This window comes from Anaerococcus lactolyticus ATCC 51172 (assembly GCF_000156575.1).
Classification (GTDB): Bacteria; Bacillota; Clostridia; order Tissierellales; family Peptoniphilaceae; genus Anaerococcus; species Anaerococcus lactolyticus.
On record NZ_GG666049.1, the window covers coordinates 53241 to 75712 of the forward strand.

Annotated in this window: 24 protein-coding genes and 1 riboswitch; of the genes, 2 read left to right on the plus strand and 22 right to left on the minus strand. The window is 35.3% G+C overall.

Annotation, left to right across the window (positions count from 1 at the left end):
• Positions 1–767 precede the first annotated feature (767 nt).
• Complete coding sequence (locus HMPREF0072_RS08275) at positions 768–2402, plus strand: hypothetical protein (protein ID WP_004829166.1); 1635 nt, start codon at positions 768–770, stop codon at positions 2400–2402.
• Positions 2403–2431: 29 nt separating this feature from the next.
• On the opposite strand, the gene HMPREF0072_RS08280 is transcribed toward HMPREF0072_RS08275, so the two are convergent.
• Together HMPREF0072_RS08280 and dcm are read right to left on the minus strand one after the other, a co-directional pair.
• Positions 2432–3388, minus strand: a complete 957-nt coding sequence (locus HMPREF0072_RS08280) for a DNA cytosine methyltransferase (RefSeq protein WP_004829169.1) — start codon at positions 3386–3388, stop codon at positions 2432–2434.
• A gap of 1 nt (position 3389) precedes the next feature.
• Complete coding sequence (dcm, locus tag HMPREF0072_RS08285; RefSeq protein ID WP_004829170.1) at positions 3390–4466, minus strand: DNA (cytosine-5-)-methyltransferase; 1077 nt, start codon at positions 4464–4466, stop codon at positions 3390–3392.
• An 853-nt stretch (positions 4467–5319) separates the two neighbouring features.
• Here dcm and HMPREF0072_RS08295 point away from each other — a divergent pair.
• Positions 5320–6489, plus strand: a complete 1170-nt coding sequence (locus HMPREF0072_RS08295; RefSeq protein WP_004829174.1) for an IS110 family RNA-guided transposase — start codon at positions 5320–5322, stop codon at positions 6487–6489.
• 276 nt (positions 6490–6765) lie between these two features.
• Here HMPREF0072_RS08295 and HMPREF0072_RS08300 read toward each other — a convergent pair whose 3' ends face one another.
• The 20 genes from HMPREF0072_RS08300 to HMPREF0072_RS08395 all read right to left on the minus strand — a co-directional run bounded on the left by HMPREF0072_RS08300 (position 6766) and on the right by HMPREF0072_RS08395 (position 22469).
• Positions 6766–8163 carry a S41 family peptidase gene (locus HMPREF0072_RS08300; RefSeq protein WP_004829175.1) on the minus strand — a complete coding sequence of 466 codons (1398 nt, stop codon included), beginning with the start codon at positions 8161–8163 and terminating at the stop codon, positions 6766–6768.
• Positions 8150–8497 (minus strand): hypothetical protein, encoded by a 348-nt coding sequence (locus tag HMPREF0072_RS08305; protein ID WP_004829178.1) that lies wholly within the window; start codon positions 8495–8497, stop codon positions 8150–8152. Before HMPREF0072_RS08305 ends, HMPREF0072_RS08300 begins: the two co-directional genes overlap by 14 nt.
• A gap of 1 nt (position 8498) precedes the next feature.
• Entirely contained in the window at positions 8499–9509 is a 1011-nt protein-coding gene (gene tsaD, locus HMPREF0072_RS08310) for a tRNA (adenosine(37)-N6)-threonylcarbamoyltransferase complex transferase subunit TsaD (protein ID WP_004829181.1), read from the minus strand.
• A complete protein-coding gene (gene rimI / locus HMPREF0072_RS08315; protein ID WP_004829184.1) occupies positions 9506–9943 on the minus strand; it encodes a ribosomal protein S18-alanine N-acetyltransferase in 438 nt (145 codons plus the stop codon). Before rimI ends, tsaD begins: the two co-directional genes overlap by 4 nt.
• Positions 9940–10602: a tRNA (adenosine(37)-N6)-threonylcarbamoyltransferase complex dimerization subunit type 1 TsaB gene (tsaB, locus tag HMPREF0072_RS08320; RefSeq protein ID WP_004829185.1), complete on the minus strand. Its 663-nt coding sequence runs from the start codon at positions 10600–10602 to the stop codon at positions 9940–9942. The genes rimI and tsaB overlap by 4 nt, the downstream gene beginning before the upstream one ends.
• Positions 10583–11029: a tRNA (adenosine(37)-N6)-threonylcarbamoyltransferase complex ATPase subunit type 1 TsaE gene (gene tsaE / locus HMPREF0072_RS08325; protein ID WP_004829186.1), complete on the minus strand. Its 447-nt coding sequence runs from the start codon at positions 11027–11029 to the stop codon at positions 10583–10585. Before tsaE ends, tsaB begins: the two co-directional genes overlap by 20 nt.
• 143 nt (positions 11030–11172) lie before the next feature.
• Entirely contained in the window at positions 11173–11766 is a 594-nt protein-coding gene (locus tag HMPREF0072_RS08330) for an ECF transporter S component (protein WP_037326266.1), read from the minus strand.
• Between the two features lie 56 nt (positions 11767–11822).
• A riboswitch (FMN riboswitch) is annotated at positions 11823–11938 on the minus strand.
• A gap of 74 nt (positions 11939–12012) precedes the next feature.
• Positions 12013–12672, minus strand: coding sequence for a winged helix-turn-helix domain-containing protein (locus HMPREF0072_RS08335; RefSeq protein WP_004829188.1), 660 nt, complete (start codon positions 12670–12672; stop codon positions 12013–12015).
• Positions 12673–13012: 340 nt separating this feature from the next.
• The gene (gpmA, locus tag HMPREF0072_RS08340) at positions 13013–13702 is read right to left on the minus strand and encodes a 2,3-diphosphoglycerate-dependent phosphoglycerate mutase (RefSeq protein ID WP_004829189.1); all 690 of its coding nucleotides are present in this window, start codon (positions 13700–13702) and stop codon (positions 13013–13015) included.
• On the minus strand, positions 13702–14751 hold the full coding sequence (locus tag HMPREF0072_RS08345; protein ID WP_037326258.1) for a rod shape-determining protein: 1050 nt from the start codon (positions 14749–14751) through the stop codon (positions 13702–13704). Before HMPREF0072_RS08345 ends, gpmA begins: the two co-directional genes overlap by 1 nt.
• Positions 14752–15719: 968 nt before the next feature.
• Complete coding sequence (gene metK / locus HMPREF0072_RS08350) at positions 15720–16892, minus strand: methionine adenosyltransferase (protein WP_004829192.1); 1173 nt, start codon at positions 16890–16892, stop codon at positions 15720–15722.
• Positions 16885–17364, minus strand: coding sequence for a 2-C-methyl-D-erythritol 2,4-cyclodiphosphate synthase (gene ispF, locus HMPREF0072_RS08355; RefSeq protein WP_004829194.1), 480 nt, complete (start codon positions 17362–17364; stop codon positions 16885–16887). The genes metK and ispF overlap by 8 nt, the downstream gene beginning before the upstream one ends.
• Positions 17361–18062, minus strand: coding sequence for a 2-C-methyl-D-erythritol 4-phosphate cytidylyltransferase (gene ispD, locus HMPREF0072_RS08360; RefSeq protein WP_004829196.1), 702 nt, complete (start codon positions 18060–18062; stop codon positions 17361–17363). Before ispD ends, ispF begins: the two co-directional genes overlap by 4 nt.
• Positions 18055–19152 (minus strand): PIN/TRAM domain-containing protein, encoded by a 1098-nt coding sequence (locus tag HMPREF0072_RS08365; protein WP_004829198.1) that lies wholly within the window; start codon positions 19150–19152, stop codon positions 18055–18057. The genes ispD and HMPREF0072_RS08365 overlap by 8 nt, the downstream gene beginning before the upstream one ends.
• Before the next feature lie 22 nt (positions 19153–19174).
• Positions 19175–19654, minus strand: a complete 480-nt coding sequence (locus HMPREF0072_RS08370) for a CarD family transcriptional regulator (protein WP_037326245.1) — start codon at positions 19652–19654, stop codon at positions 19175–19177.
• Between the two features lie 92 nt (positions 19655–19746).
• Positions 19747–20643, minus strand: coding sequence for a diacylglycerol/lipid kinase family protein (locus HMPREF0072_RS08375; protein ID WP_004829202.1), 897 nt, complete (start codon positions 20641–20643; stop codon positions 19747–19749).
• 74 nt (positions 20644–20717) lie between these two features.
• Entirely contained in the window at positions 20718–21350 is a 633-nt protein-coding gene (locus HMPREF0072_RS08380) for a hypothetical protein (RefSeq protein ID WP_004829205.1), read from the minus strand.
• Positions 21347–21886, minus strand: a complete 540-nt coding sequence (locus HMPREF0072_RS08385) for a DUF4256 domain-containing protein (RefSeq protein WP_004829207.1) — start codon at positions 21884–21886, stop codon at positions 21347–21349. Before HMPREF0072_RS08385 ends, HMPREF0072_RS08380 begins: the two co-directional genes overlap by 4 nt.
• Positions 21886–22182 (minus strand): nitrous oxide-stimulated promoter family protein, encoded by a 297-nt coding sequence (locus HMPREF0072_RS08390; RefSeq protein ID WP_004829209.1) that lies wholly within the window; start codon positions 22180–22182, stop codon positions 21886–21888. Before HMPREF0072_RS08390 ends, HMPREF0072_RS08385 begins: the two co-directional genes overlap by 1 nt.
• Positions 22179–22469, minus strand: a complete 291-nt coding sequence (locus HMPREF0072_RS08395; protein ID WP_004829212.1) for a hypothetical protein — start codon at positions 22467–22469, stop codon at positions 22179–22181. Before HMPREF0072_RS08395 ends, HMPREF0072_RS08390 begins: the two co-directional genes overlap by 4 nt.
• Positions 22470–22472 lie beyond the last annotated feature (3 nt).

Consider the following 22472-nt stretch of genomic DNA (forward strand, 5'->3'; position numbering starts at 1 on the left):
TACTCTCGCTTTTTTGTGATGGGTGGCCAATCACCACCCCGGCATTGTAAGCTTATTATATCAAAAAGACCACATTTATTAAGTTTTTAAATTGTTCTATATTATAAACCATAAGCCTCGTTAAAATATTTTATTAATTTAAAAAAAGAAATTACTTTTCCTATATTCTATCAAGTAAATGGGGACTTGTCTATTAGTATTAGCTTATTTTGCCTATTTTTGCTTAAATATGATATTAAAAACCCCGGCACATTGAACTGATCTCCAAATGTTAGATCTAAAAACTAGCTAAAGGAAATCAGCTTTTTAATTGTAAAATTACGCTCATTTAGCTTCCACAAAACAAATGAAGAAGATAGAAAATACATAAAACTCCTATCCAAGAAATTTACGACTTGTTCCAGAAATTTGCTAAAAAAAGTAAAGGTAGAGGTTATGAATAACAGAAGAAGACAAGGCAAAAACAGCCGACCCATACACAAACTTAGCAAAAGTAAATCGAAAATCTTCACTATCCTATAGCATTTTAATAAATCCACCCACTATAAATTTTTAAGTTCCATTTTAATATATTAAAAACTTATTTTTTCTATAATTCTCATAAATGATATAATTGTATTATCAATCGATATTAAAAATAATCATTATTTAGTGTATATTTTATATTATACAAACTGAAATTATTTTTCTAAGATTAATTATTCTATAAATATTTATACATACATAAATATAAAATAATTATTAAAATTTAGTAATTGGAGGTAAAAATGAAAAAAGAACATATAACTGGAGATAATTCTCATGGATTTTCTAATGAAAAGGAATTGGTGAACGCATTAAATGAAAAGACATTAAAAAACCTAAATACACATTTAAAAAGATTCATACAACAAATTTGCGAAGATTACAGTATATCTAATAATAATATGACAATTAAAGCATATATAGCAACCAGACAAGTCGACCCATATACAAATAAAAAAATCAATGTTAAGCCAGATTTCTATATTGAAATAGGAAATCAACAATTTGGTATAAGTACCAAAATGGGATCAGGAAATAGTGTACATCAAGAAAGTGTAGATTCATTTATAAGCTGGATAAGGAACAACAAAAATATTATTATTGCTGATGAATCTATTTATAATTGCTTAAAATTATTGATATGGGGCGACGGAACCTTAAATGGTAGCGCCCCAGTAATTAAAGATTCTTATGGTTTTGTTATCGGTCGTTATTCTACTAGAGAATTTAAAAATTTATATCCGAAAGAGCATAAAATTATTCAAAATTTCTTAAACATTAATGCAAAAGAAATAATAAAAAGAGCATTATTTCTTGGCAAAACTAATAATGAGGTCAATTACATTTACCATGGAACCTCAATAAATGGTATATGGATTTCTCAAAAAGATATACTTGATTATAATCTAAATTATTGTTTAAATAGCAACACCTTTAATGTTGGTAGAATGTCTTTACAAATATACAATGCCGATAAAAAAGGAACAGAATCTGGAGCGAGCAAACGTGGAAACATCCAATTTAAATACGGAACCTTAGAAGAAGATATTCAAACCCTAATGTTATCAAAAACATCAAATATAGGCACCTATGAAGGTAATTTAGAAGAATTTAATTTTTCAAAAATGATGAACAAGAATAAAAATCACAAGTTCTGGAGTTTTATAAATACTAAGCTTAATTTAAAAAAATACGGAAACTACTATATCATTAAAGTTGAGGGGCATAAGTATTCTAGAAACGCTAAGAAAAAAGTAATGTGCAAATCTGACAATTACATTATAGAAACTAAAAACCCTTTAAATAAGGATTTTATGCTAAAAAACGAATACCAATTAACAGAATCTGATTTAGCAAATATTTCTAATTACAAAATTATACCAAATTCAGGAATTTCTGTAAAACAAGTTAATTCTAAAAAATATACACTTACAAAACTAACAGTACCTAATTTTATTTCCGCATTCAAAGACTATCTTGAAAATACAAGCTATTTATGCGCCACAATGATTTTTTATTGTACAGAAAATAAGGTCAATGAAAATTCTAGTATTGCAAAGAATCTGAACATAGATGAAATTAAATTTATAGAATTTGCAAAATCTAAATTTAATATAACAGTAAGGAGCTTATTAGATTATGAGTCATTAAAAATTTTAAAAAAATCCACAAAAGAATTGCTTGAGAAAACTATTGAAAATAACAAAAAATTAAAACAAGCCTTATTCACAGGTAAGGGATGGTTTGATGATCCTTATTTTATAAATTTTATTTATAGAAATGGATCATTAACCGACGAATACTATCCTCCATACAAAATTGATAATGGATCCGGACGAAGTAAGGGGAAATATACAATAATAATCAAACCAATTTAAAACAAAGGAGCACACATTACACTGTGCTCCTAATTTATTAATTTCAAAAGTCGTCCCCCTATACTCTCAACAATAGGTACCACAACACTATTTCCTATTTGCTTATAACTTTGACTATAATTAGGTTTTATTTTAAATGTATCTGGAAATCCCATTAATTTCAAACACTCTTCAGTAGTAAGTTTTCTATTTAAATCAACAATTACAGGTACATTATTTCCACCCGTGCCCATTTTTGCAGTTAAACAAGGAGATATACCACTAGAACTAAAGGATACTTTGGATGACCTTATGTTATTAGCTATAATTGGCTCTTCGTCAATAAAAGTTAATTGATTCTTTTCAAGATATAAACCTATATGTTTTTCTATATTATTACGAGCTATTTGTGATATTTGATAATCTTCCTTATATTCGCAATCAATTACATCCTTTAAAGTATATCTAAGCTCACATATACCAGGAAATACATCATCTAAGTTTAATTCTTTGTGATTTTTATCTACTCCAACGCAATACCATCTATTCCTATTTTGTGGTATTCCATAATTTTTAGCATTTAATAATTTCCAAACAACTTTATAATCCAATTCATTAAGTATATTTATAATAGTGCCTAATGTATTTCCATTATCATGACTAACTAAACCTGCAACATTTTCTAATATAAAAGCCTTTGGTCTTTTGGCTTTTAATATACGTGCAACTTCAAAAAATAATGTTCCTCTTGCATCTTCAAATCCCATCCTTTTGCCTGCAATTGAAAATGGCTGACAGGGAAATCCAGCACAAAGGATATCGTGATTAGGAATGGTCTCGGCATCTACCTTAATTATGTCACCTGCAGGATATTCTCCAAAATTATCATTGTAAGTTTCTCTAGCATAAACATCTATATCGCTAGAAAATACACATTTACATCCTAAATTTTCGAATGCTATCCTAAATCCCCCTATGCCACAAAATAAATCTATAAATTTATACATCTTACATATACTCCTCTATTAGCTTTTCTACTATTCCTGCTATCACAGGAGGACTAACAGCATTACCTGATTGCTTATACATTTGAGTATCACTTATACCAGATTTTCTAATATTTTTTATAAATTTTTTATCAAAACCTTGTATAGAAAAATTTTCATCAGGCGTCATTTTTCTTATTTTATATTCTCCATCTTTCATGACCATTATTTTAGCTGAATCAGACCTTGCTAATATAGTGGGAGATATCCCTTTTATAGAGTAAACTCTCCTTTGTCTTTCTAAATCATTATGAATTTCCCTCGGAATATCTAATATCTTAATAATTCTTTTTTCATTTTCTATACCATAATCAATATTATAATTATTGATATATTCATTTAATTTAGGATTGTCTAAATAATATTTTGTATCAACTGATTTATCTATTATATCTTCTATATAAATTTGCTTAGAATCAAATATTAATGAATTAAAAAAGTTAAAACCATTAAAATTCGATTTATTAAGTTTTTCTTTAAGCTTATTAACCTTAAAATTTCTTGAATCTGGCAGATACTTATCATTTTCAAAATTGTATATGCCACAAATATAAGTTCTTTCCCTATTTTGAGGGACACCTGATTCAACAGAATTAATAATTGTAAAATCTACAGTATAATTAAGATCATTTAAGATTTTTAACATTTGTTTAATTGTTCTGCTGCTATCATGGCTGATTAAATTCTTTACATTTTCTAATAGAAATAATTTTGGTTTTTTTTCATTAAGAATTCTTGCAACATCATAAAAAAGCGTTCCTCTTGTGTCCTCAAATCCTTTCCTTTTTCCAGCTATACTGAATGATTGACAAGGGAATCCAGCCAATAACAAATCATGATCTGGTATATTTTTCTCATTAATTTTAGTAATGTCGCCATATAAGTTATCTGTGTCAAAATTAGATGAATAGGACTTTTGAGCAAACCTATCTATTTCAGAAGCAAAAACTAAATCAAAGTCTATTTTAGCTAACCTAAGACCTTCTTCAAAACCTCCCACTCCAGAAAACAAAGATGCAATTTTGATTTCTTTATTCATAAATTTTATACCTATTAATTTTTGTTACAATCAACTTTTTTTAATATCAATTGTAAATTTTTTACATCACAATATATCTTAAATTCCGTAATACCTTCTTTTACTTGTAAATTCTCCACAATGTTTTTAGGTAATCTTATTCTCATATCCTTTTGCAGTACATATGTGTCTAGATAAATTAAATTACTATCGCATTTCATATTAGTCGCTCCTAAATACTATTTTTAGTATTATATTAGTGTATTTATAGTTTAATTTTAGGATTTATTTAGTACCATTATATTGTTGTTATACTAATTTTCAACAATAACTGATAAAATAAAAATTTCAAAGATGAAAAATCCTATAAAAAATCTAACTCGCATGTTAATAAACTATTAAATGTAATTTTTGGAACAATCGCATATCCTGACATTATTATTTATGGGTTTTGTAGCTACAACTAAGATTTACTGGTAGGAAAATTAAATCTTGTGGTTAACATACATTAATTATGCCAACTTTTAGGAATTCCCTAATAGTTCAACTCTTAAGAATTACTTAATAGTTCAGTTATTAAGAAATACTTAATAAGTGGATGGGCTCCTTTGTCCATTCTGGTCCTGAGTTTATGAGGTCCCTTGTATCATATAACCATAGTCATTCTATGGAAAAAACAATGGAATACTATACATTAAACATAGTGTTGTGGAATGTGTATGAGGTCCCTATAGCTTTGACTATTGCGACGAGACTACAACCACATAACTATGTTTTTTTGTTAATTAGTTAGATATCGCTAGACGATTTATTGTACAAGGATACGAGGCATAACTTATGTGGACGCACAACAATAATTTTTAAGGAGTTTTCTATGATCTATTTGGGTATTGATGTTTCTAAGTTTAAGCATAACTGCTATCTTGCTGATGAGAATAACTTTGATAAGGGGGGTCATTTTGAAATTAAGAATTCTAAAGATGGTTTTGAGTATTTGCTGAGAAAACTTTCTGATTTTGATAAGGATAAAATTAGAATAGGATTAGAGTCCACCGGTCACTATCATCTTAATCTTTCAAGATTTCTACTAGATTTGAATTTTAACATTCATTTCTTTAACCCTTATCAAACTAGTCTTTACAGAAAGGCTGATAGTTTTAGAAATACAAAAACCGATAAGGTTGATGCTTTCTTCATTGCAAAGCTTCTAAGAGCTACTGACTCTAATCCTACTCATAATGAATTGTATCATAATTACGAACTTAAGTCACTAACTAGATACAAATCTTCTTTAAAAAATGACAGGATTAAGCTTAAAAATGCTATTGTTGGATACATAGATTTAATATTTCCTGAATTAGCTAAAGTCTGTAAGGATGTATTCTGTAAATACACCTTAGAAGTATTAAAAGAACATCCATCAGCAGATAAGATAGCTAAGGCTAACCTCACTAGAATAACTAACCTAATTAAAAAGGCTTCTAATGGCAATAATTCTAAGGAGAGAGCCATAGAAATTAGGGAGGCTGCAAGGAAGTCTATAGGTATTAATTCACCTGCTGTATCTTTTAGATTAGTTCAAGATATCAAGGCCTTAGAATTTCTAATAGAACAAATTGATGAAGTTAATGAGCAAATCAAACTACTTTTGAATGAAATGGATAATCCAATAATGACTATGCCTGGCGTAGGTATTGAGATAGGACCTAGTCTAATAGCTGAGATAGAAAACATAGATAATTTTGTGAGCCCAAGCAAACTCTTAGCCTATGCAGGACTTGATCCATCAATTAACCAATCAGGAACAATGAATTCATCCTACAGTAGTATGAGTAAAAGAGGAAGTTCATATTTAAGGGATGCTCTATTCCTAGCAGCCTTTCTCATATGCCAAAATGATGAAACGTTTAGACTCTATTACGAGAAAAAGAAAAGCGAAGGCAAACATCATTATGTAGCCTTAACCCATGTGGCTAGGAAATTGACCAGAGTAATATTTCATCTTCTAAAGACTAATCAAAAATTTATAAGTCAAAAAAATTAATGATTTAAAAAATATTATACAATTTTTAAGCTGTCAAAAGTGATAGCTTATTTGTCATGCCCAAATTTCGTTATTCAACCTAACGGAAGTCTATTAGCGTTGAATAATTTAGGATTTTATTCAAATTATTATGTATTTTAATTTATTAATTTTTACTTGACTTCCGATAGTTAGTCTCGTCAGTCGCTTTACTCCTTCTGTCGGGACGGCGCTTGGGCTCTTTGGGTTTATTTGCCTTACTGGACCAAAAAAAGCCCCACTTTCGTGGAACTTTCTTTAATTTTCTATCATGTTTTCGATTGTTTCTATAGATTGCCTATAGGAAGCACTTTCTATGTCCGGTTTGGTTGGGTCTTCTTCGTTGATTTCACCTGATGGGTCGTAGCCTAGGGTGTTAGTGTAGGTAAAGACAAGCCCTGAGTTTGGTAGGACTGAATTTATTACCCCTAGAGTAATCCCATCGCCTCCGGTTTGAGTGCCGACTATGGTGGCAAATTCTGTATGTTTGATGAAGGATGCAAAGCCTTCCGCCGCTGAAAATACATTTTCATCTACCAAAAGAAATATTGGCCCTTCGTAGCCATTATCCCTCTTTGTTTCATCAGGATTTATCGTGATTGTATCCTTGATATAGTAGGCAAAGTCCTTTAGATCTTCGGCGTGGTCGAGCCTTATGCCTGTTATGTCAACATTTGAAAGATTTTCCATGTTGAGGGTGTTATCTTGCAAAAGAAGCCTGGTTTTAGCTGAGTCTTTGAAAAACATATGGTTTATGACTTGCTTAGGATTTTTGGTTAATTTTGGCAAGAGGAAACTCTGCCAATATTCCATGTTTCCACCAACATTGTTTCTAATATCAATGACTAGCGCCTTATACATATGTTTATTTCTCAAAAATTCATCTAGAACCTTTTGGTCCTTTTCGTTATTCATATCACCCATCTGGGAAATTTTCAAAATCGCAAGGTCCCCATGGTCTTCAAGGCTAATATTTGCCTTGCTATCGCCCTTGGACTTTTTTTCCTGCTTTCTTTTGACACTTGCCGATGCACTTTGAGATTGAACACCTTCTAACCCGTACCTATTTCTCACTACCTGCCTATTTAGGTTTAAAAATTCATAGTAGATTGATGGTTGGTTCCAATTTTGAGAATAGTATTTCAAGGTCTGATCTACATATGCCGAGTCGGCGATTTTGGCGTGGTAGTTGTGCAAGTCTGCCATCACTTCATTGAGGACTTTTATAAATTCCCCGTCATTTTTGCAAGCTCTCACCTTTTTTAAGTAGGCATCGTGGTTTTTGAGAAAGTCCACTTCATATTTACGTTTGAGAACTCCAAAAAAAGGATAAGATTCCTTTAATTCCTTAAATAGGTATTCGAAGTCGCCAACCATCTCCGCATTTGTAAGTTTTTTTGGATTTTCAAAGCTTGCTAGCTGAAGGTGGGGTGGCTCTTTGAGGTCCTTATACCATTTTAAATATTCATCAACACTAAAATCGGTGATATTTTCTGGATAAAAAACCCCTGTATGAGTGTCCATAGTCTTGCCAGTATTTTCCTTGGCAAGTTTTTTTCTTTCAAGATAGGCCATTCTTCTTTTGACGCAAGAAGTTGAGATAAGCATAAGCGCAACAAAGAATGTAGCTAGTAAGTATTTCCTAAGCCTTCTCATTGAAGTCTCTCCTCATTGCAAAGTCCCTCTTAAATATGTCAAAGATAATGGCAATATTGCCCAAAGGATTGACTAGGGAATAGATTACTAAAAGCCCTGCCAAGACAAAGAGCCTTCTGTCCTCATAGCGTTTGATTACTGTTGGTTTTTTCCTCACACTAATACTACTTATCCCAATAATGATGGCCAAAAATCCAAAGATTTTTTCGAGGATTTCCTTATAATAGAAGCCAAAACCAATAATACCTATGCCAACCAAAATCCAAATAATGGATGAGGCGAGGTTGATTTTATTATATTTTTTTAAGTCTGTGATTTTTTTCCTTTTTCTCATATCATAGGTCCAAATTTGGATAAACTTTCATAAAGGTGGTGTCACGCACGCCATCCTTGTAGTCTAGGTAGCCTGCCATGGCAATCATTGCTGCGTTGTCTGTGCAAAGGATGAGGTCTGGGTAGTAAAACTTGATGTCTCTTTTCGCTAGTTCTTCTTCCATCCTCGCCCTAAGCCTTGAATTGGCTGCAACACCACCAGATATAGCGAATTGTTTGTAGCCAGTTTCCTCTAGGAGCATGAGAGATTTTTCAACTAGGACATCTACCACTGCATCCTGAAAAGATGCCGCTAGGTCTGCCTTATTTATCTCTTCTCCCTTTTGTTCTTCGTTGTGGGCATAGTTTAAAACTGCTGTTTTAAGGCCCGAAAAAGAAAAATCGTAGGAACCTTTTTCAAGCATGACCCTTGGAAAATCAATAGCTTTTGGATTTCCTTTCTTGGCTAGCTTATCGATTTTTGGACCACCTGGGTAGCCGAGTCCGATTTTCCTTGCGACCTTGTCGAAAGATTCGCCAGCAGCATCGTCCCTGGTCGAACCCACAACTTCTATGTCATTATAGTCCTTCACCTTACACAAATATGTATGGCCTCCTGATACAACTAGGCAGACAAAGGGTGGTTTTAAGTCCTTATTTGAAAGATAGTTTGCACAAATGTGGCCCTTCATGTGGTTGGCACCCACAAGGGGAAGGCCAGTTGCAAGAGCTAGAGCCTTGGCAGCAGATATTCCTACCAAAAGTGAACCAATAAGACCTGGCCCCTTGGTTACAGTTATCAAATCTAGATCAGCATAGGTGATATTTGCCTCTTCCAAAGCCTTATCTATCAAAGGATTTATGGCTTCGAGGTGTTTTCTTGATGCGATTTCTGGCACCACACCACCAAAAAGAGCGTGGATGTCGATTTGACTTGATATTAAATTTGTTAAAACTTCTCTTTCGTTTTTCAAAATTGCCACAGAAGAATCATCGCAAGATGTCTCTATAGCAAGGGTATAAAAATCTTTCATAAAAGAGTCCTTATCATATTATAGGCGTCTTCGCCTGTTTTTTGATAGTAGTTTTTCCTTGTAGACTGGATGTTGAAACCATATTTTTGATAGAGGTTTACTGCAGCTTCATTTCTTGTTGAGGCTTCAAGCCAAATTTCTTTGGCTCCATTATCCTTCGCAACTTGTATCAAATGCTCCAAAAGCTCTGATCCAATTCCCTGGCCCCTGTAGTCCTTATCAATTGCTATGGTGAATATTTCAACCAAGTCTGATATGCAGGAAATTATGTAAAAACCAATAACCTTCCCGTCTTTTTCGTAGACAAAATGTTTGAGGAAGGAGTTTTCTTCAAATTCTTTTAGGAGTCTTTTTTTGCTCCAGGGTTCAAAAAACGATTCATTCTCAATCTGATAGACCCTGTCAGCGTCTTCAAGATTCATTTTTCTAATCATTTCTTTTTAAACTCCCTTTCTGCTTGGCTTTTTCTAAGATAGTTTGGGCTGATTTCATATAGGGGCCTCGCCTCTAAGCCTTCTTCTTGGGCAAGCCTTATAAGGTTTTTGCCTATACAGTTATTAAGGTTGATTGGTGCCTTAAAGGCCCTTTCAAACTTATCAAAATACTTATCATTTAAAAGACCAATCATTTCTATCTCAAGGCCTTTTTCGTTTACAATTTTTGCCAAATCGTCAATTTCATAAAGATTTTCTGGTATGATTTGCTCTAAATTTTGATCATATAATCCAGCATAGACCCTGGTTGCTCTCGCATCAATTAGGGCAAGCTTTGCTCTTTGGGAAATTGATCCTGCTGCCATAGCTTTTAGGGTTGAGATAGTAAGAAGGTCTTTTTTTTCGACCTGGGCTAGGGTTTTGGCAATAGTCATACCTATCCTAAGACCCGTAAAAGAGCCAGGCCCGTCAGCGATTACAAATTTATCAACGTCTGCCACCTTCATACCCAAGAGGTCTAGAAGATTTTCTATCATTGGCACCAGACTTTCTGAATGAGTCTTTGACTGGTTGACATTAAAGTCGCCTATAATTTCCTTATCATCTGCCACAGTCACAGTAGATATCATGGTTGATGTATCAATTGCCAAGTAAATCATTTATCTCTTTCGCCCTTTCTGTATCGTTGAGGATTGTTATTTCTCTAGTAGATGGCCCAAGCTTGTCTATCCTTATATTTATCATATCATCCGGCAAATAACCCTCGCCATTTTCTGCCCATTCTAGGAAAGTAATGGCGGATTCGGGATAAAAATAGGTCTCAAAGTCAATATCCAAGAGGTCATCAGGACTTTCAAACCTGTATAAGTCCAAGTGGTAGATACGTATATCTCCATCATAGATGTTGACTATGGCAAAGGTTGGCGAAGATGAATCGTATATATTAAAAAACCTTGCTAGAGAGTTTACAAGGGTGGTTTTGCCTGCACCCATGTCGCCAATTAAATTTATAACATCGCCCTCTTTTAGGAGGGGCGCTAAGCTATATGCAAATTTTTCTAAATCATTTAAGTTTTCTATTACCATAAAAAGCCTTTCGTTCTAAATATTATACCACTTTTTTCATTAATAATTGTTTTTTTCACATTTTCATGCAAATTCAAAAAGCACCCAGGAGTAGGTGCTTTTCGTTAAACAGAATATTTTGTTGGATAATAATGTAAGATTACTTATTTTAGTTTCAAAATTGGAGAGACCCTCTTGTAGATTAGGTCTGTGACAAAGGCTGCTGCAGTACCCTTAACAATATTAAATGGAACTATTGAAAATAGCATAAGGCTAACATAAGACCTTACTAATGGGTTGCCTGGTACTTGGCCTGCAAAAGCGTTTAGGTCGACGCCCATTGCCTTACCATAGGCTGGGAATACTACAAAAGCATTTGAAAGTGTAGCTATAGCTGTCATTGCTATTACTCCACAGAATAGGGCAAAGATTGCAGTTTTCTTTGTCTTTTTATTTTTATAAATAGAAGCTGCTACAAAAACGAAGCTTGCACCAACTATAAAGTTTGATAATTCACCAACGCCAACAGTTTGTGTCTTTGTTAAGTTGAGGATATTTTTAACTAATTGAATAGCAACTCCTGCCCAAGGTCCCATGGCAAAACCACCAACAAGGGCTGGCACGTCTGCGAGGTCCACTCTCATAAAAGGTGGGGCTATTGGAATTGGCACTTGGAAAAACATCAAAATAAAGGCAAGTGCTGATAAAATACCAATTTTAACTACGTTGTTCAATGAAATAGATTTTGTTTTGTTCATAATACCTCCCTTTGGGCAATAAAAAATGCCCACAAATCAGGGCACGAAAAAAGCTATAATATCTTCTTCCATCCAGACTATACTGTCGGTTTTGGAATTTCACCAAATCGGTCCTAGGACTCGCAGACTATAACTGCCGGTTAAGGAATTGCACCTTTCCCTGAAGAAGCAATGTCATTGCATTGCTAATATCTATTTAATTTCTGCTTATATTATATGAAAACTTTTGCTTTTTGTCAAATTTATTTATTTTCTGGTCAAAGATTCAAGTGCCCACCTATATCCCTTGGCTGTGATGGTGTCGATAGGCTCTAGGTCTGCCTTCTTAAATTCAACTCTAATCTTTCTAATATGTTCTCTAACAGATCTTGGTGTTGTCGCTAGGTTTCTTTTTCCCATTTCCTCGACAATGTCTTCCTTGGATAAGATTTTTGCCATATTGTGGATTAAAATTGAACAAATTTCAAGCTCTGACCTTGTAAGATCAAGAATCTTATTGCCCACTTTAAAGATACCATTCGCCTCATCTAGGGTGCATGCTCCAAGGTCTATCACTTCAGACTTGGATAGCTCCTCCACCTTATTGAAAATATCATCAATAAATTCCTCACGTGTGTAGGAATGGATAACGAAATCCTTATCATCAAGCTCCTGCTCATAAGGATTTTTCTGATATCTTTCTGTTAGGTAGATAACAGGAATATTCATTTTTTGCTTTATGTACTGGATAAATTGAAGGCACCTATTGTGAGTCATGTCCACAAGAATCAAGTCATAGATGCTACAATCCTTAAACAAAAGCTCGTCCATAGATTCAATTTTCTCAACAACAACCTCATTTTTATCAAAATGAGAATTTATTAAACTGGAAACTCCATTTTCATTTTCAATTGATGCTATTCTCATCTCTTCCTCTTTTCATATCACTGTATTAATTATCATATTACCTTAGTAAAATAAAGTCAATGATTTTTTTCGATTTTTTGTAATTATATTTATAAATAAATGAATCCAGATTAAGTTAAAGATTTAAATAGTTCATTTGCTATTTTTTTATAGATTAAGTCCGGCTATTACTGTCCTTATTAAAAATTTTTTATGTAAATTTTTTTTAAAAAAATAGATAAATTTTTGTTTGCTTATCTATAACTTATCTAGTGACAATTTATCCTAACAAAATTTTGAAAACCTGTCAAGAAAAATCTAAAAGACCTTGCAAGTATTATGCAAGGCCCTTATTTTTTTATTATAGGTAATATTTTTTGATTACATTAAGCTCATCATCAAGTTCGTAAACAAGTGGTTGACCAGTTGGGATCTCTAAGTCCATGATGTCATCATCAGAAATCTTTTCAAGGTGTTTTGCTAGGGCTCTTAGGCTGTTGCCGTGAGCTGCTACAAGCACTGTTTCGCCTTCAAGAAGTTCTGGAGCGATTGAGTCAAAATAATATGGTAGCACTCTTTCAAGAGTAACTTTTAAGTTTTCAGCTCCTGGAATAACATCTTTTGGAAGGTGGGCAAACATTGGTAAATGTGCTTGTTTTTCCTTTTCTTCTTCAGAAATTTCTGGTGGAAGAGTATCATAAGATCTTCTCCAAATATGAACTTGTTCGTCACCATATTTTTCTGCTGTTTCTGCCTTGTTTAGGCCTTGAAGAGCACCGTAGTGTCTTTCGTTAAGTCTATAAGTTTTGCTTTGTGGAACATACATTTGATCAGAATATTCTAGAACAAAGTTACAAGTCTTGATTGCTCTTTTTAGAACAGATGTATGAGCGTGGTCAAATCTAATGCCAGCTTCCTTAATTTTTCTACCAGCTTCTTTGGCTTCTTCTACACCCTTGTCAGAAAGGTCTACATCTACCCAACCTGTAAACTTGTTAGCTAGGTTCCATTCACTTTGTCCATGTCTTACTAATACTAATTTTTTTGTCATTATCTTCTCCTAAGTTTTTCAAAAGCTTCTTTTTCTTCTTGCTTCGCTTTCATCGCTTCGTTCCTATTTTCATCTAGACTATCAATCCAATTTAGGGCTTTGGCTGTGCCTTTAATCACACATTCCTGTGGGTTTTCAGCAATTTTCACCCTAATTTGAAACTTCTCTTCTATCCTATCCTTAAGGCCAATTGTATTTGATGCGCCACCAGTTAAGATTATTTCCCTATCGAAAATATCTGATGCTAGCTCTGGTGGTGTCACTTCAAGAACCTTTTTGATTCCCTCTACAACCTTGTCAATCTCGCCCCTAAGGGCATCCTTTAGTTCACTGACTGGTATATAAACCTTGGCTGGAAGAGCGTTGGTCACATTTCTACCCTTAACCTCAAAAGAATCTTCAGGGCCTAGGCTGTCAGCCGCTTCCTTAATAGCTTCTGCAGAAGTATCACCGATTAAAAGTCCATATCGAGACCTAATCATATCTTTAATAATCCTATCAAAGCTCCTACCTGCAGATTCAACTGACCTAGAGGCTATGATTTGTCCCATGGAAATAACTGCTATATCAGAGGTGCCACCACCTACATCCACAACCATAGTTCCCTTAGGATCTGTTATATCAACTCCTGCCCCAAGCGCAGCTGCAAGTGGCTCCTCAATAAGGTAAGTCCTGTGAGCTCCAGCATTTTCAGCAGCCTGGATGACGGCACGCTTCTCGACCTGGGTAGATCTTGCTGGCACACAAATTAAAAGATCAGGCTTAAAAAGAGACTTCTTAACAGACTTATTAAGGAAATAATCAAGCATCCTCTCGGTAGCCTTAAAATCTGCAATAACGCCTTCTCTCATAGGCATAATGCAAGAAACATTGCCACCAGCCCTCCCGATAAGCTTCTTAGCCTCACTACCCACAGCAAGGATTTCATCAGATAGGACATCAATAGCTATGACAGATGGTTCGTTTAAAACTATTCCTTTGTTATTAATAAAAACAAGCACACTTGCTGTACCAAGGTCTATAGCAACCGACCTTCTAAATCTTGACATCTTAATTCCTTTTCTATTATTACTTTTTGTTAGGCACTGAGCCTTATAAGTTTTTGCATTGGGCATTTGACCCTATGATTATATTATATTACTTTTTGTGAATTATTAAACTATTTTATAAAAAATTCGTCCGAGACGAAGCAATCTTTTTTTCGTTAATCCGAGATTAACTGTATCATCTATATTTTCTCAGTCATTTACATGACTGCTCCGTAACTGGGGGAACCCCAAGGGACCTTCCGCAGGTTCCCTCACTGGGTTCCCCCATGCCCCCTTTCCGCTACACCCCCGAGCGGCTCCTTATGCGGAGTGCGGATATAGAAGCTTGCTTATCGCAAGCTTTTTTATGTAGAGAGAATTACCTTGTATAAGATTACGTATTTCCCCAGATATTTCTAATTGTCGAGTTGCTAAAAATCGCAAACTCGGCTTCGCCTCAAACAAGCGATTTTCTTTACGCAACCCTTGATTAGAAATCTTTGCCCGATAAAAGGGAGAATTAGTCTCGTAGTTCTAGAATGTCCCAGGGTCGAGTATTTTAAAATCCCAAGCATCCGTTAAGAAAATTGCACTGACAGCTCTATCAAAATCAAAACACAATAGCTACTGTGAACTAATTTATAAATAAAAAGTTCAAGTCAGACTAGATTGCAATTTTTAGGATGCTTGGGATTTTAAAAAGTTAAACAAATATTATTCCTAAACAAGGGCTCCTACATATCAACAAGTTTGCCGAAGGCAAACACAATATCCCCCGAGAGGGGTCGCCCGGAGGGGGTAACGGAAGGGGTTTTAAAGGGGACCCGATGGGGGAACGTGCGAAACGTTCCCCTGGGGTCCCCTTTTTACGAAGATTCAACTGTAAATAAAATAATCACATATATGATTGATAGCTTATCTCGGATAAGAAAAAATATAATTTATCTAGGATAAAACTACTCTAATGATATTTCATCTCGGATGAATAATTAATATCTTTTAAGGTCTTGGACCTTATCCAACCTTTCCCATGAGAACCCATCTTTTTCTTCCCTACCAAAGTGGCCGTAGGCTGCGGTTTTTTTGTATATTGGGCGTCTTAGGTCTAGTTTGTCTATGATGGCTTGTGGTCTAAAGTCGAAGTTTTCTTCTATGATTTGTTTTAATTTTTCGTCGTCATATTTGCCTGTGCCAAAGCTGTCAACAAAGATTGCTAGTGGTCTTGCTACTCCTATGGCATAGGATACTCCGATTTCTAATTTTTTAGCAAGTCCTGCTGCTACCATATTTTTTGCAGCGTACCTTGCCATGTAGGCTGCTGACCTGTCTACCTTTGTTGGGTCTTTACCAGAAAAGGCTCCGCCACCTGCCTTTGAGTAGCCACCGTAGGAGTCTACGATTATTTTTCTACCTGTAAGGCCAGAATCTCCCTTTGGGCCACCGATTACAAATTTGCCGGTTGGGTTTACAAAAATTTTGGTTTTATCGTCGAGTAGTTTTGCTGGTACTACTTTCTTGATGACTTTTTCTATGACATCCTTACGGATTTGATCCATTGGGATGCCATCTTTGTGTTGGGTTGAGATTACGATTGAGTCAAGTCTTACTAGAGTATCGTCATCGTATTCTACAGTCACAAGACTCTTGCCATCTGGCCTAATGTAGTCGATTATGCCTTCCTTGCGAACTGTGGCGAGTCTTTTTGCCAAATCTTGGGCAAGTTTTACTGACATTGGCAAATATACTTCTGTTTCATCATCTGCATAACCAAAGACCATACCCTGGTCGCCTGCACCGATTTTATCGTAGTCATCATGGCTAGCATCATATTCGCTTGCCTTATCAACTCCCTGGGCAATGTCTGGTGATTGGCTATTGATTGATGTCAAAACTGCCACGTTTTCGTAGTCAAAACCAAGACTTGGGTCGCAGTAGCCGATTTCTCTGATAGTTTGTCTTACAATTTCTTCTATTGGGACGTAGGCTTCAGTGGTCATTTCACCTACAACTAAGACAAGACCTGTTGTTGTGATACATTCTGCTGCCACTCTCGCCTTTGGGTCTTGTTTTAAACATTCGTCTAAAATCGCATCTGAGATTTGATCGCAAACCTTGTCTGGATGACCCTCAGTTACTGATTCGCTTGTAATAAATTTACGCATTTATTTCCTCCAAATATACTATAGCTCTTGCTTCTATCCCTTCGCCCCTACCGGTAAAACCTAATTTCTCGCTGGTAGAAGCCTTTACTGACACATTTGCCTGATCGGTTTTTAGGTGAGAAGCAAGTAAGTTTACAATTTCTTCTCTCTTTGGGGCAACTTTTGGCATTTCACAAATGACAACTGAGTCGAGGTTGCCAATCTTATAGCCCTTTTCAAACATTTTTTCCACCACCCTATCCAAAAGGTCAATCGAATAAATATCCTTGTAGGCAGGGTCTGTATCAGGGAAAAGATTTCCAATATCAGGCAGAGCGAGGGCTCCCAAAATTGCATCCATAATAGCGTGGGTTAGGACGTCTGCATCCGAATGACCCAGGAGTCCTAAATCATAGTCAAATTTTACCCCACCTAAGATTAGGTCCCTATCTTTTACTAACTTATGCACATCGTATCCGATTCCTACTCTCATCTTTCCCCCTTTATAAAAGCCTTGGCAAAGATTATATCTTCTGTAGTTGTCATCTTGATATTAGAGTATTCTCCCTCAACTATCTTTACTGGCTCATCTCTGTCAAAAAATTCAAACAACTGACTGTCGTCAGTGATTTTTGCTTCAGATTCAAAATATTTCTTATAAAGACTTTTTATAAGTCTTGTGTCAAAGCCCTGCGGCGTTTGGATGTTGTAGACAAATTCCCTATTTGGAGTGAAGTCTACCTCGCCATTTTCATTTGCCACCTTCACCGTATCCTTTGATTTGGTTGCAGAAATCGCTGCCTTGTAGGTTTCCATTTCCTTTAAAACTCTCAAAAAAAGACCCCTAGATGCAAATGGTCTTACTCCATCGTGGCTTAAAACCAAGTCTGAATCAGGATTTAGGGCAATTAGTCCATTATAAGTTGATTCTTCTCGGCTAGCACCACCTGCGACCATTTTTATTCTAGGATCTCTAAAAAGAGATAAAATCTCAGTCGCAAGGGAGAAGTCTTCCTCCCTTATAACCAAGATTATCTCGTCAAATTCTTCTATACTTGTTACAGTTGTTAGGCTTAATTCTAGGATTTTTTTACTACCTATTTCTAGATAAGGCTTGTTTATTTCTAAACCCATCCTAGTTCCTGAACCTGCTGCTGTTATTACAGCTGATAAAAATTTTCCTTTATACATCTTCCGCCCTTACAAAAATCATCCTGCCTGCTGAGGTCTGAAGTACTGATGTGACCTTGGCTTTGATGGTCTGATCTATGAGGTCCTGACCGTCTTCAACAACAACCATAGTCCCATCTTCAAGATAGCCCACACCTTGGTTTTTACCCTTACCTTTTTTAATAACTTCTATTTCCATCTTCTCGCCTGGGATTACCACTGGTTTTAGGGAATTGGCAAGGTCATTGATATTAAGGATTGGAATACCCTGAACATCTGCTACCTTGTTTAGGTTATAGTCGTTGGTAAATACCTTGGCCCCAAGATCTAAAGCAAGTTTGAGAAGTTTTGCATCTACTTCTTTGATATCTTTGTAGTCCTTGTTTAGTACTGTAAGCTTGATTTTTTTTGATTCCTTAATCTTATTCATTATATCAAGCCCCCTCCTACCTCTTTCTCTTTTGAGGTCATCAGGAGAATCTGCTATGTGTTGGAGTTCTTCAAGGACGAATTCTGTTACGATTAGTTCCCCTTCTAGGAAGTCTGTATTTATGATATCCAAAATCCTACCGTCAATTATAACTGATGTATCAAGGACCTTAGGACTTGCTGTTAAGTTTGACCTGTCAAAAAATTCTCCGCCATCTTTTTTGATTTCCTTGGACCTAGTCACAAGGGCAAGGAGGTCTTCAGAATTTTTGTAGGCTAGCTTCCATCCTAAATAACCAAAACCAATATATAATAAAATAGATAATAGCACAAAAAATGAATTTCCCATGAATGGTAGGGATAATTTGGTTAGTGGTGTGGATACTAGGGTTGCTATCAAAAATCCTAAGATGATTCCTATAACGCCTATGACCAGGTTGGCAGCAGGTAGTTTGCTTACTCTTTTTTCAAATATCGAAAGGCTCGCTGTGGCACGTTTAGCTATAGGATCTGTTGCAAAATAAAATATTAGTGCAAATAGAGCTGATGAAATGACTTTTGCCCACAGAATTAATTTGCCGCTATTAGGGACAAACCCAAAAGCGGCGTTAACTATTCCGAAGACTACTATGCCAAGAACAGCTCCGATTAGTATAAAAACTAATCTGATTACTCTTTTCATAAAATCTCCTTATATTTATAGACTATAATCCGATTGATTCGTCTATCATTTTCTCTGCTTCTTCTTTTTCTAGAGAACCTGCCATGACAAGCTCACTAGCAAGGATACGCCTTGCCCTATTTAGAAGTTTTTTCTCAGTTGTTGAAAGTCCTTTGTCACTGTCTAGGATAGCTAGATTTCTAACCATTTTTGCTATTTCAAAGATATCGCCAGTCTTTAAAATTTCTTGGTTGTCCCTATATCTCTTGGTCCAATTAGAATTCATTTCAGTTGGCTTATCGTCAAGGATGGCTAGAACTTCTAATCCCTCTTCCTTGCTGATAATAAATCTAATATTAGCATCTTTCATGTTATCCGCAGGAATTGATATGTCCATCTCGCCTATAGGCATTTTTAGGATATAATACTCCCTTTCTTCACCCATAAATTCAATCTTTTCAACTGCATCAATAACCCCTGCACCGTGCATTGGATAAACTATCTTGTCGCCTACTTTAAACATCATAACCTCCTGGGTTTCCTACTTTTATTATACCATAACTTTGAGATTACGCTTATGCTAATCGTTTACTATATCACATTAGAAGTGGTATTTCAATCAATTATGCCAGTTTTCATGTTAATTCTTTTGCCGATTACTTCTATCGTACAGTCAGTAGTCTTGCCTCCAAATTCTCCATCAAGAGACCAAGAAACTTCTTTTTCGGTTTTTATCCTTATTTTTTTAACCTGCCTTTGGATTACCAAATCGCTAGATTCACCAGTTGTTAAGGACTGGATAATCGTATTTAGGTCAACTATGGATTCTGGTTTTTTAACCAGGGTTACCTCAAAAACTCCATCAGTAAGACCGACCTTGTCATCAAAGAGGTTAAAACCTCCTACAGATACAGAATTTGATACCATAAAGTGAATAAATTCGCCTTTGATTAGCTCATCATCAAATTCAATTTCTGCCTTATAAGATTGCATAGATTGGATTGGCAAAAGTTGTTTGATGCCTTCTACGATGTAGGCGGAACGACCCAATATATTTTTTACATCTTGGTCGGTCGAAAAACTAATGTCCGAAAGGGCACCGAAGGCTGCTACATAAACAAAATACTTATCGTCAATTTTGCCTACGTCTATCCTTTTTACCTTGCCCCTAACAGCTGTTTTTGTTGCCTTTTCTATGTCTGATGAAATATTAATTGTCTTTGAAAAATCGTTGGTTGACCCTGTTGGGATATAGGAAATAATTGGATCTATATCTGCCTTAAGGGCACCAGAAACAGCTTCATCAAGAGTTCCGTCCCCACCAGATATTAAAATTTCCTCAAAGTCCTTACCATATTTTTCGACAATTTCCCTGCAATCGCCAGATTTTTGGGTGGCGTAAACTGTAGGAAATATTGACTTTGAAGATAGGTATTCGATTATCCATGACAACTTGTCATTAATGGCCCTTTGGCCGGAGTTTGGATTGTAGATAAATAGTATTTTTTTCATACTTTCAATTCTTTCTTTTCTATTTTATATTTGAGGGTCTTAAATTCGTGTTAAATTTGAATATTTCCTCAAGTTTATGGTTTTTGACTGAAAATTTCACCATCAGTCTTATTAAATATTATAAAGCCCCTAGTTTTTTTACCATCAGGGCTTCCATTTTTTGCGATTTCTATAAGCCTATCATTTTTTTCTAGGTCTTTTATCGGGCAACCTGGCCTATAGAGCAGGTATGAAGCCTCTGGATTTAATCCTAAGGCGAAATCCACATGGTAGTAGATGTCATCATAGGCACCTAGCTTGCTTGTGATTTTAAAATCCTTAAGGCTAAGCTCATAGGTATACTCGTCTATTGCTCCAGTGATTTCAAAAGCTCCTTCAAATTCAGATGAATGGATTTCTTCGCCATGGTAATAAAGCCAAGCTTTGTCTGTTAAGCCATAGTCCTTGCCATCAGAAGCAATTTTACCAAAATAATCTCCCCTAAAAGTACCGTCATTTTCAAAGATGACCTTGGTCTGACCAGTATTTTCGCCATAGGTCCTAGTTAAGGTCTGCCCCTTTAATTTTTCGTAAAACAAATCTTTTATTTGTTTTAAATCAGAAGCTTGCTTGGTTGATTCTTGGTTTTGACTTATATCTTGATGGGGATTTGCTCCAACACAACCTGTTAATGCAAGTAAGGCTAAGATTAGTAAGCTTTTAATCATATTTGTATATAAACTCTAAATCCCCTGTCTTTATAATAAGATTCTGGGCTATTATAATATACAAAAACCCTATCAAAACGCCTACCAGCAAAGAGAGCGCCACCTTTTGCCCTGATATCTTCTGGAGTTTTTATCCACGAAGTTGTTTTTGTATCAAAAGTTGCAATTTCAGCAAGGGCGATATATTTATCTTCGCTTAAGAGTTTTATTCCAAATTCTCCGATTTCTTCCTCAACAGAAGATGCTGGAGGATTTTCCTTCCTTGCTTGTCTAGCTTTTTTATCATAGCAAAGGCTTCTTCTACCAGTTGGGCTCTTATCTGCCAAGTCAACATAGACAAGGCCCTTAAAAATTTCCAAATCTACTAGGTCTGGCTCGCCACCCGTTTCTTCCATGGCATAAATTGCATCATATAGGTCGGGATCATTTAAAATAGAAGACTTGACAAAGTCCCACTTGATAGATGGATGTCTGTCCATGTTTTCCTTAAATCTCTTTTCTAGCTTATCAATAAATTCTTTATCGTGATTTTCCACTAGTTTCTCCTTATATTTTCTAGTAAGTGCCTAAGTGCTACACCTGGTGCATAAAAAATCATGCGAGGTCCGGCGTATTTCATTACCTTCTTGATCATCGTCCTATGATTTTTGTCATAGCAATGAATTTTACACGATGAACAAAAGGGCTTGTCATCCCCATGAGGGCAAAGGGCAAGTCTTTTTGCCGCATAGGCTTTAAGACCTGCTCTTTCGTGGTCTTCATCCTTGTGTTTGTCGTAGTAGAGGTCAATCATGAAATCTACTAGACCCAGACTTCTATCAGACTTTTTCATTCATCATCAGCTTCAGCTTCTGCAAGTTTTTTAAGAGCCTCCATATCAGTTGGATTTTCAATTCCAGCTTCCTTTAAAAGGTCCATAATCGCATCAGTTGACTCGTTTAATTCCTTGGCCAAATCTCCCATCTCGTCATCTAGGCTAGGTTTTGGTGTTGGGGCTTTTTGGGGCTCATCAACATAAAAAACCCTGCCTGTTTTTGGGTCAAAACCAACTGTTCCTGCTGTGTTGTCTTTTATATCTATATCATTTCTATCTTTATTATCGTTTTTTGCTTCTAACATAAG

What these genes read in the sequence shown, in the direction of transcription:
- HMPREF0072_RS08345 (WP_037326258.1), bottom strand. Translation starts at nt 14,751, where the DNA reads ATGTCAAGATTTAGAAGGTCGGTTGCTATAGACCTTGGTACAGCAAGT.
- metK (WP_004829192.1), bottom strand. Translation starts at nt 16,892, where the DNA reads ATGCGTAAATTTATTACAAGCGAATCAGTAACTGAGGGTCATCCAGAC.
- HMPREF0072_RS08365 (WP_004829198.1), bottom strand. Translation starts at nt 19,152, where the DNA reads ATGAAAAGAGTAATCAGATTAGTTTTTATACTAATCGGAGCTGTTCTT.
- tsaD (WP_004829181.1), bottom strand. Translation starts at nt 9,509, where the DNA reads ATGAAAGATTTTTATACCCTTGCTATAGAGACATCTTGCGATGATTCT.
- HMPREF0072_RS08390 (WP_004829209.1), bottom strand. Translation starts at nt 22,182, where the DNA reads ATGAAAAAGTCTGATAGAAGTCTGGGTCTAGTAGATTTCATGATTGAC.
- HMPREF0072_RS08395 (WP_004829212.1), bottom strand. Translation starts at nt 22,469, where the DNA reads ATGTTAGAAGCAAAAAACGATAATAAAGATAGAAATGATATAGATATA.
- HMPREF0072_RS08280 (WP_004829169.1), bottom strand. Translation starts at nt 3,388, where the DNA reads ATGTATAAATTTATAGATTTATTTTGTGGCATAGGGGGATTTAGGATA.
- ispF (WP_004829194.1), bottom strand. Translation starts at nt 17,364, where the DNA reads ATGAGAGTAGGAATCGGATACGATGTGCATAAGTTAGTAAAAGATAGG.
- tsaB (WP_004829185.1), bottom strand. Translation starts at nt 10,602, where the DNA reads ATGATTTACTTGGCAATTGATACATCAACCATGATATCTACTGTGACT.
- ispD (WP_004829196.1), bottom strand. Translation starts at nt 18,062, where the DNA reads ATGTATAAAGGAAAATTTTTATCAGCTGTAATAACAGCAGCAGGTTCA.
- HMPREF0072_RS08375 (WP_004829202.1), bottom strand. Translation starts at nt 20,643, where the DNA reads ATGAAAAAAATACTATTTATCTACAATCCAAACTCCGGCCAAAGGGCC.
- HMPREF0072_RS08335 (WP_004829188.1), bottom strand. Translation starts at nt 12,672, where the DNA reads ATGAGAATAGCATCAATTGAAAATGAAAATGGAGTTTCCAGTTTAATA.
- HMPREF0072_RS08275 (WP_004829166.1), top strand. Translation starts at nt 768, where the DNA reads ATGAAAAAAGAACATATAACTGGAGATAATTCTCATGGATTTTCTAAT.
- HMPREF0072_RS08370 (WP_037326245.1), bottom strand. Translation starts at nt 19,654, where the DNA reads ATGTTTAAAGTAGGCGACAAGATAGTTTATCCAATGCACGGTGCAGGG.
- HMPREF0072_RS08380 (WP_004829205.1), bottom strand. Translation starts at nt 21,350, where the DNA reads ATGATTAAAAGCTTACTAATCTTAGCCTTACTTGCATTAACAGGTTGT.
- dcm (WP_004829170.1), bottom strand. Translation starts at nt 4,466, where the DNA reads ATGAATAAAGAAATCAAAATTGCATCTTTGTTTTCTGGAGTGGGAGGT.
- tsaE (WP_004829186.1), bottom strand. Translation starts at nt 11,029, where the DNA reads ATGGTAATAGAAAACTTAAATGATTTAGAAAAATTTGCATATAGCTTA.
- HMPREF0072_RS08295 (WP_004829174.1), top strand. Translation starts at nt 5,320, where the DNA reads ATGATCTATTTGGGTATTGATGTTTCTAAGTTTAAGCATAACTGCTAT.
- HMPREF0072_RS08300 (WP_004829175.1), bottom strand. Translation starts at nt 8,163, where the DNA reads ATGAGAAGGCTTAGGAAATACTTACTAGCTACATTCTTTGTTGCGCTT.
- rimI (WP_004829184.1), bottom strand. Translation starts at nt 9,943, where the DNA reads ATGATTAGAAAAATGAATCTTGAAGACGCTGACAGGGTCTATCAGATT.
- gpmA (WP_004829189.1), bottom strand. Translation starts at nt 13,702, where the DNA reads ATGACAAAAAAATTAGTATTAGTAAGACATGGACAAAGTGAATGGAAC.
- HMPREF0072_RS08330 (WP_037326266.1), bottom strand. Translation starts at nt 11,766, where the DNA reads ATGAACAAAACAAAATCTATTTCATTGAACAACGTAGTTAAAATTGGT.
- HMPREF0072_RS08305 (WP_004829178.1), bottom strand. Translation starts at nt 8,497, where the DNA reads ATGAGAAAAAGGAAAAAAATCACAGACTTAAAAAAATATAATAAAATC.